General features: G+C 55.2%; 7 protein-coding genes. 3 read left to right on the top strand and 4 right to left on the bottom strand.

What is annotated here, in order from left to right; genetic code table 11:
• Nucleotides 1-23: 23 nt before the first annotated feature.
• Nucleotides 24-1,304, bottom strand: coding sequence for a TolC family outer membrane protein (locus DBY73_RS15880; RefSeq protein WP_258458743.1), 1,281 nt, complete (start codon nucleotides 1,302-1,304; stop codon nucleotides 24-26).
• 838 nt (nucleotides 1,305-2,142) lie between these two features.
• Here DBY73_RS15880 and DBY73_RS15875 point away from each other — a divergent pair.
• Entirely contained in the window at nucleotides 2,143-3,480 is a 1,338-nt protein-coding gene (locus DBY73_RS15875; protein ID WP_112012033.1) for a hemolysin family protein, read from the top strand.
• 76 nt (nucleotides 3,481-3,556) lie between these two features.
• Here DBY73_RS15875 and DBY73_RS15870 read toward each other — a convergent pair whose 3' ends face one another.
• Nucleotides 3,557-3,763, bottom strand: a complete 207-nt coding sequence (locus DBY73_RS15870) for a DUF1107 domain-containing protein (RefSeq protein ID WP_003856054.1) — start codon at nucleotides 3,761-3,763, stop codon at nucleotides 3,557-3,559.
• 323 nt (nucleotides 3,764-4,086) lie between these two features.
• Here DBY73_RS15870 and DBY73_RS15865 point away from each other — a divergent pair, with 323 nt between their 5' ends.
• On the top strand, nucleotides 4,087-4,644 hold the full coding sequence (locus tag DBY73_RS15865; RefSeq protein ID WP_112012032.1) for a YtfJ family protein: 558 nt from the start codon (nucleotides 4,087-4,089) through the stop codon (nucleotides 4,642-4,644).
• Here the strand turns inward: DBY73_RS15865 and cysQ are convergent.
• On the bottom strand, nucleotides 4,638-5,378 hold the full coding sequence (gene cysQ, locus DBY73_RS15860) for a 3'(2'),5'-bisphosphate nucleotidase CysQ (RefSeq protein ID WP_112012031.1): 741 nt from the start codon (nucleotides 5,376-5,378) through the stop codon (nucleotides 4,638-4,640). The genes DBY73_RS15865 and cysQ overlap by 7 nt on opposite strands.
• Nucleotides 5,379-5,568: 190 nt before the next feature.
• Between cysQ and DBY73_RS15855 the strand changes: the two genes are divergently transcribed.
• Nucleotides 5,569-7,512: a bifunctional 2',3'-cyclic-nucleotide 2'-phosphodiesterase/3'-nucleotidase gene (locus DBY73_RS15855; RefSeq protein WP_112012030.1), complete on the top strand. Its 1,944-nt coding sequence runs from the start codon at nucleotides 5,569-5,571 to the stop codon at nucleotides 7,510-7,512.
• 116 nt (nucleotides 7,513-7,628) lie between these two features.
• Here the strand turns inward: DBY73_RS15855 and DBY73_RS15850 are convergent, their stop codons facing one another.
• The gene (locus tag DBY73_RS15850) at nucleotides 7,629-8,015 is read right to left on the bottom strand and encodes a helix-turn-helix domain-containing protein (protein WP_112012029.1); all 387 of its coding nucleotides are present in this window, start codon (nucleotides 8,013-8,015) and stop codon (nucleotides 7,629-7,631) included.
• Nucleotides 8,016-8,019 lie beyond the last annotated feature (4 nt).

Here is an 8,019-nt window from a genome sequence, read left to right as displayed (position 1 = left end):
TCTGCGGATGACTCCGCGTTCACCTAACTCAAACTAGGTAGTTTTGCTTCAGCGTTTTTTTCAATGCCGGTGATTGGCATTAAATTATCGATAGCGGAAGCGTAATTAATTGCTGCGCTCCAGCCGTCATATTCTGCTGAGATTTTCGACAGCGTTGACTGCCAGACGTCCTGCTCAACGCTGAGTAAATCGTTGATACTTCTTTTGCTCAGGGTGTATTCATTTTTATAAACGTCGCGCGTGCGCAGGGCATTATTCAGCTGCTGTATGCCGGCCTGCATGCGTCCGCGCGCCCCCGCCCAGTCGGCCTGGGCGACGGAGGCTTTCTGCAGCACGTCGAAACGGGCCTGATCGACCTGCGAGGCGGCCATCGCGCGTGCGCCCTGGGCCTGCTGGACGCGGGCTGAAACGGCTCCGCCCTGGTAAATTGGCGCGTTCACGTTGAGCTGGATCTGGTCGTCCCAGTAGGCGCGGTTGGTGGATTCGTAGCGCGTCCTGCCGCCCTGAAGGCTGACGGTCGGCCAGTGCTGGGCGCGGGCCTGTGAAACGCCGTGCTGTGCCGCCGTTTCCATGGTTTGCGCGGCAAGCACCGCCGGGATCAGCGAATAATCAATGCTGTCCAGCGCGCCTTCCTCCACCTCCAGCGAGGCGGGCAGCGGGGCAAGCGTTTTGGCGTTGATTCCCGTCAGCACGCTCAGGCGCGCGCGGGCGCTGTTCAGCGCGGCTTTGTACTGCTCAACCGTTGCCCGCATGCCCGCGATGCGCGTTTCTGTCTGCAGCTCGTCGGACGTAGAGCTGAGCCCGGCCTGAGAGCGAAGCGTCGCCAGCCGCTGCACGTTCTGCAGCGCAACGATGTTCTCCTGCGCCGCCTGGGTCAGCGCGGTATAGCGCAGCACTTCGACGTAGCTCAGCGCGGTCTTCTCCGCCACGTCAGACAGCGTGCCCATCAGCTGATAGCGGTAGCTATCGCGCTGGGCGGAAGCCTGGTCGATGGCGCTGTTGGTTTTACCAAAGTCGTACACCAGCTGGGTCAAGCTTAATCCATAGGCCGCAGAGTTTTTCAGCGAGCCGCTGGAGTCGGTCGTCTGGCTATGTCCCGTACTGCCCGTCAGGGAGATTTGCGGCATCCAGCCGCTGCGCGCTTCGTCGATGCGCGCCTGCCCGATACCCAGCTGTGCAGCCTGTTGGTTAATAGAGGGGTCGCGATCGAAAGCAAATAAAATGCTCTCCTTCAGCGAGGTTTTCTCTACCGTTGCCGCACCGGGTAATCCATTACTGGAAATGGCCCCTGAGGTTAAGCCCATAAATAAAATACAGGCTGTAGCCATCTGAAATATTAATAACGACCGCAATGGTTACCCTCCTTATTTATCCGGGCCTGATTTCGCGATACCTGAATTTAGGGTGTAGATAGTCGTCCCATTAAAAAAACAGGAATTAGATTAGTTAAACTTAAGATTTGTCTGAAGCATAACAAAACGCTTCAGTGAGAACTATACCCACAATGTTAACGAGGTGTTAACAATAAGACAATTCCTGTGGTTTCTAGACAAATGGAAGAAATGGCGACTTTTTTGCGCGATGTTAAGCGCATTGTTATTTAAGAAAATATTGTAATATGCGGGATGTACATTTTTGCGTTAATTTCATTAGTTATATAACACAAAGATTTTCAAAGAAGTGTCAATTTTACGGCTTCGCACGCCTTTTATTACCCTCATGCCTTACGATGCCGATAAAAATATCGGGAATTGTCCTATTTTCAGCGATGACAGAATATTAATCTACAAAATTCATGCATTATAACGACAAGCTCCATAAGTTAATAAAATATCAGATTATTAACATTTAAAGTCTCTGGCGTTAAGATTAATCTATTGAATGTTAATTTTCGGCAGACCGTCATCGGAATGCGTCGCGCGCACCGCCGTAGCTGGCAGCTTGCATCTTTCAGCAATCGCCACGCCGCAGCTGGGCAAATCGGGCGTGTCGGCTAAAACGTGACCTCTGGCAGATTTACATGTCTTTACGCTATACTACCGCTGAAATAATCGGCTCAACGCTACGAACCGGTGTTCAATGTGTTTTCACACAACTAAGATCAACTTCCCTTCCGAGGATCTGACAGAAGTCAGATAAACTATGTTAAACAGTATTTTAGTAATACTTTGCCTTATTGCCGTCAGCGCATTTTTCTCGATATCGGAGATCTCGCTGGCCGCCTCTCGTAAAATCAAACTCAAGTTGCTTGCCGATGAAGGCAACGTCAATGCCTCCCGCATTCTGAAGATGCAGGAGAACCCCGGCATGTTCTTTACCGTGGTGCAGATTGGCCTGAACGCGGTCGCCATCCTCGGCGGTATCGTCGGCGATGCGGCGTTTTCGCCGGTGTTTCACGGCCTCTTCTCACGCTACTTTTCGCCTGAACTTTCCGAGCAGCTGAGCTTTATCCTCTCCTTCTCGCTGGTGACGGGCCTGTTCATCCTCTTCGCTGACCTGACCCCGAAACGCATCGGTATGATTGCGCCAGAAGCCGTGGCTTTGCGCATCATCAACCCGATGCGCTTCTGCCTGTTCCTGTTCCGCCCGCTGGTGTGGTTCTTCAACGGCCTGGCTAACAGCATTTTCCGCCTGTTTAAAATTCCGATGGTGCGAAAAGACGACATTACCTCTGATGATATTTATGCGGTGTTCGAAGCGGGCGCCCTGGCGGGCGTGCTGCGCAAGCAGGAGCACGAGCTGATTGAGAACGTGTTTGAGCTGGAGTCCCGTACCGTACCGTCGTCCATGACCGGGCGCGAAAACGTGATTTGGTTCGATCTGCACGAAGACGAGCAGAGCCTGAAGCAGAAGGTGGCCGAGCATCCACACTCTAAGTTCCTGGTCTGTAATGAAGATATTGACCACATCATCGGCTACGTGGATTCAAAGGACCTGCTGAACCGCGTGCTGGCGAACCAGAGCCTGGCGCTGAACAGCGGCGTGCAGATCCGCAATACGCTGATTGTGCCGGATACGCTGACGCTTTCGGAAGCGCTGGAAAGCTTTAAAACCGCCGGGGAAGACTTCGCGGTGATCATGAACGAGTACGCGCTGGTGGTGGGCATTATCACCCTGAACGACGTCATGACCACCCTGATGGGCGACCTGGTCGGCCAGGGGCTGGAAGAGCAGATTGTTCAGCGTGACGATAACTCATGGCTGATTGACGGCGGTACGCCGATCGAGGACGTGATGCGCGTGCTGGATATCGACGAGTTCCCGCAGTCCGGCAATTACGAGACCATCGGCGGCTTTATGATGTTTATGCTGCGTAAAATCCCGAAACGCACCGACTCGGTGAAGTTCTCCGGCTATAAGTTCGAAGTGGTGGATATTGATAACTACCGCATTGACCAGCTGCTGGTGACGCGCATCGATAACAAGCCGACCGTGCTGGTGCCACGGATGCCTGACGCGGAAGAGAAAGTGTCGGCGTAAGGTGCCTGCCCCACAAACATCAACGGCTCCCATCGGGGAGCCGTTTTTTTTTACAACTTACTGCATAGCACGTTGGTTAAGCCATCTCAGTTTGCAGACGCATAACCTGACGGTTGACTTCGGACATCACAGACAGGTGCTGTTTGTCCTTCACTTTTGGGATAAGGATTTTGCCCTTATCGAACTCAAAAGCGCCAACATCCTTGATATACAACCGTCCTCGGAACAGGATCTTCACGTACTTCGCCACCTGAAGCGGGTTGTAGCGTTGGAAAATTTTCATTCTTGTCTCTCCTGCGAATCATACGCTCTTGCGGTGCCACAATCGGCCCGACTGTCCTGAGCGCAAATTTAATGCCCATTGACTATAGACCAGAAAACCATTGATACCCAGTATGCATAAGTTTATTTACCGTTTGATTACAATTAATCAGAATAATCTTTGCAAACAGTGAGCCGGGGCAGTATAAGCCGTCGTTTTTTCATGGATATGTGCGTTCACCCGCAAACTGGCATTGGGATTGCGGGAAAACCACATTGATCGCACTTATGATTAAAAGTGCATGACCAAGTGGTCGGATCACCTGCTAACAATAAGGAAACACCATGACCCTACGTAACATCCTGGCAGCCGCACTCCTGCTTCTGCCCCTGTGGGCTTGCGCGCACACTATTGAGAAAGGACAACGCGTGCCCCCTGTCGGTATTGCAGACCGGGGAGAATTGATTCTCGACAATGATAAGTTTAGCTACAAACCGTGGAATAGCGCGCAGCTCGCGGGGAAAGTGAGAGTTGTACAACATATTGCCGGGCGTACATCTGCAAAAGAGAAAAACGCCACGCTGGTGGAGGCGATCAAGTCCGCGAAATTCCCGCACGATCGCTACCAGACCACCACGATTGTGAATACCGATGACGCCATTCCCGGCTCCGGCATGTTTGTTCGCTCAAGCCTTGAGAGCAATAAAAAGCTCTACCCGTGGTCGCAGTTTATCGTCGACAGCAACGGCGTGACGCGCAAGGCCTGGCAGCTGGAAGAGGAAAGCTCGGCGATTGTGGTGCTTGATAAAGAGGGCCGCGTCCAGTGGGTAAAAGACGGCGCATTGACGCAGGACGAGGTGCAGCAGGTGGTTGCCCTGCTGCACAAGCTGCTGGCTCAGTAAAGAGACACGCGGAAGCCGGGGTTGAGGAATGACTCGCGCGGGGTGTAGTCCAGCGGCTTGCCCTGCCAGTCATGGACGTGCGCACCGGCTGCCGCAGCCACCGCGTGCCCTGCCGCCGTATCCCAAACGTTGGTGGGCCCAAAGCGCGGATAGAGCTGCGCCTGCCCTTCCGCCACCAGGCAGAACTTGAGCGAGGAACCGATCGAGGTTGTCTGGTGCTCACCCAGCTGCTGCAGGTACTCCTCCAGCTCGCTGTCGCTGTGGGAGCGGCTGATCACCACCAGCGGCGGACGCGCGTCGCGCACCTGAATCTGCTTGCGCACGCCGCACTCTTCCTTCCAGGCTTTGCCGTCCGCGGCGCTGTACATAACCTTCATCGCCGGGGCGTAGACCACGCCGAGCACCGCTTTTCCTTTTTCAATCAGCGCGATGTTCACGGTGAACTCGCCGTTGCGCTTGATGAACTCTTTAGTACCGTCCAGCGGGTCGACCAGCCAGTAGCGCTGCCAGTGCTGGCGCTCGTCCCAGCCCTGCGGCGCTTCTTCTGAAAGCACGGGGATGTCCGGCGTGAGCGCCTGCAGGCCCCTCAGGATCACGCCGTGCGCCGCGATATCCGCCGCCGTCACCGGCGAGTCATCCGCCTTGCTGACCACGTCCATCGGCTTCGCGCCGTCGTACACCTGCATAATGGCATCACCCGCATCCCGTGCGAGCTGACAAATTTTATCTAGCATTCTCCACCTCTTCGTTAACGCAGTGGGTATAACTCGTTGTTTTATTTATATCGTATTGTGAACAATTCCGCTATCTGTGAAGCAATTCCGGTTTACACGCTTCTTTTTCTGGCAGGATTCACACTTCTGTAAGTAACTCAATGTAGATACATATTCTTTTGTGGCCTGGATCGGAAAAAGGACTCCTCAGATGATTAAGTTTAGCGCAACGCTCCTGGCAACGCTGGTTGCGGCCAGCGTTCAGGCGGCGACGGTCGATCTCCGCATACTGGAAACGACCGATCTGCACAGCAACATGATGGACTTCGATTACTACAAAGATACCCCTACTGAAAAATTCGGACTGGTGCGCACCGCAAGTTTGATCAACGCCGCGCGCGGTGAGGTGAAAAACAGCGTGCTGGTCGACAACGGGGATTTAATTCAGGGCAGCCCGCTCGGCGACTATATGGCGGCGAAGGGGCTGAAAAAAGGCGAGATCCATCCCGTCTACAAGGCGATGAATACCCTGGACTATACCGTGGGCAACCTCGGCAACCACGAGTTTAACTACGGCCTGAAATATCTGCACGACGCGCTGGCCGGTGCGAAATTCCCGTACGTTAACGCCAATATCATCGACGTTAAGACCCAAAAGCCGCTTTTTACCCCGTACCTGATTAAAGAGACCGAGGTCGTGGATAAGGACGGTAAAAAACAGACGCTGAAAATCGGCTACATCGGCTTCGTGCCGCCGCAGATCATGACGTGGGATAAGGCAAATCTGGACGGGAAAGTGACCGTTAATGACATCACCGAAACCGCACGCAAATACGTGCCGGAGATGCGCGAAAAAGGCGCCGATCTGGTTGTCGTTGTCGCTCACTCTGGCCTGTCAGCCGATCCGTATCAGGCGATGGCGGAAAACTCGGTGTATTACCTCAGCGAAGTGCCGGGCGTGGATGCGATCCTGTTTGGCCACGCCCACGCGGTGTTCCCGGGCAAGGATTTCGCCAGCATTAAGGGCGCGGATATCGAAAAGGGGACGCTGAACGGCGTGCCGTCCGTGATGCCAGGCATGTGGGGCGATCATCTTGGCGTGGTGGATTTGGTGTTGAACAACGACAGCGGCAGCTGGAAGGTCACCCAGTCTACAGCCGAAGCGCGGCCAATCTACGACGCGGCGGCGAAAAAATCGCTGGCGGCTGAAGATAAAAAGCTGGCCGAGGTGCTGAAGCACGACCACGACGCCACGCGCGCGTTCGTCAGCAAGCCGATCGGCAAATCCGCCGACAACATGTACAGCTTCCTCGCGCTTGTCCAGGATGACCCGACCGTGCAGGTGGTCAACATGGCGCAGAAGGCCTACGCCGAGCACTTCATTCAGGGCGATCCGGACCTGGCAACGCTGCCGGTGCTTTCCGCCGCCGCGCCGTTCAAGGTGGGCGGTCGCAAGAACGATCCGGCCAGCTACGTTGAGGTTGAAAAAGGCCAGCTCACCTTCCGCAACGCCGCGGATCTGTACCTCTATCCGAACACGCTGGTGGTAGTAAAAGCGACGGGTAAAGAGGTGAAGGAGTGGCTCGAGTGCTCCGCCGGGCAGTTTAACCAGATCGATCCGAAGAGCAGTAAACCGCAGTCGCTGATCAACTGGGACGGGTTCCGCACCTACAACTTCGACGTGATCGACGGCGTGAAGTATCAGATCGACGTGACGCAGCCCGCAAAATACGACGGCGAGTGCCAGACGGTAAATCCGCAGGCGGAGCGCGTCAAAAACCTGACCTTTAACGATAAGCCGATCGATCCGAACGCCACGTTCCTGGTCGTCACCAACAATTACCGCGCCTACGGCGGCAAGTTTGCCGGAACCGGCGACGGCCACATCGCCTTTGCCTCACCGGACGAGAACCGCTCGGTGCTGGCGGCGTGGATTAGCGCGGAGTCAAAAAAGGCGGGCGAAATCCATCCGGCAGTGGATAACAACTGGCGTCTCGCGCCAATTCACAGCGATACGCCGCTGGATATCCGCTTTGAAACGTCACCGTCCGATAAGGCCGCCGCGTTCATTAAGGATAAGGCGCAGTATCCGATGAAAAAGGTGGCGACGGATGATATTGGGTTTGCCATTTATCAGGTGGATTTGAGCAGGTAGCAGCCCTATGCTCCCCCTCACCGCAGCCCTCTCCCTCAAGGGAGAGGGCGTGTTCTGTGACTGGCTGAAATGTGTGGGGAGCCCTCGGCCCACGGGGAGTGGGTTAAGGTAAGGCATCACGCCGCGCGATCGTCCCGATTCTCCATCACCTTTGGCGTATTCACCTCAATCCAGTCCGCCAGCGCGGCGACTTTCTCGCTGACCTCAACGCCCATCGGCGTCAGGCTATATTCCACGTGCGGCGGCACGACCGGATACGACACGCGATCGACAAACCCGTCCTGCTCCAGCGCCTGTAAAGACTGGGACAGCATCTTCTCGCTGACGCCACCCATCCTGCGGCGCAAATCGCTGAAGCGGTGCGTACCTTCGCGCAGCGCCACCAGGATAAGCACGCCCCAGCGGCTGGTGACGTGCTTGAGCACCTCGCGCGAGGGGCACTGCTCGGCAAACAGGTTGCCGTCGCGCATTTGTTCGCTGAGCGTGGGATTCGTTGTTTTCATACTT

Source organism: Enterobacter sp. RIT418, from assembly GCF_003057745.1.
GTDB lineage: Bacteria > Pseudomonadota > Gammaproteobacteria > Enterobacterales > Enterobacteriaceae > Enterobacter.
The sequence above is the reverse complement of the archived record's forward strand: the minus strand, read 5'-3'. Positions and strand labels throughout refer to the sequence as shown.

Bases quoted from the DNA above. Each gene is read 5' to 3' on its own strand.
- DBY73_RS15850 (WP_112012029.1), bottom strand. From the start codon at position 8,015: ATGAAAACAACGAATCCCACGCTCAGCGAACAAATGCGCGACGGCAAC.
- DBY73_RS15870 (WP_003856054.1), bottom strand. From the start codon at position 3,763: ATGAAAATTTTCCAACGCTACAACCCGCTTCAGGTGGCGAAGTACGTG.
- DBY73_RS15875 (WP_112012033.1), top strand. From the start codon at position 2,143: ATGTTAAACAGTATTTTAGTAATACTTTGCCTTATTGCCGTCAGCGCA.
- DBY73_RS15855 (WP_112012030.1), top strand. From the start codon at position 5,569: ATGATTAAGTTTAGCGCAACGCTCCTGGCAACGCTGGTTGCGGCCAGC.
- cysQ (WP_112012031.1), bottom strand. From the start codon at position 5,378: ATGCTAGATAAAATTTGTCAGCTCGCACGGGATGCGGGTGATGCCATT.
- DBY73_RS15865 (WP_112012032.1), top strand. From the start codon at position 4,087: ATGACCCTACGTAACATCCTGGCAGCCGCACTCCTGCTTCTGCCCCTG.
- DBY73_RS15880 (WP_258458743.1), bottom strand. From the start codon at position 1,304: ATGGGCTTAACCTCAGGGGCCATTTCCAGTAATGGATTACCCGGTGCG.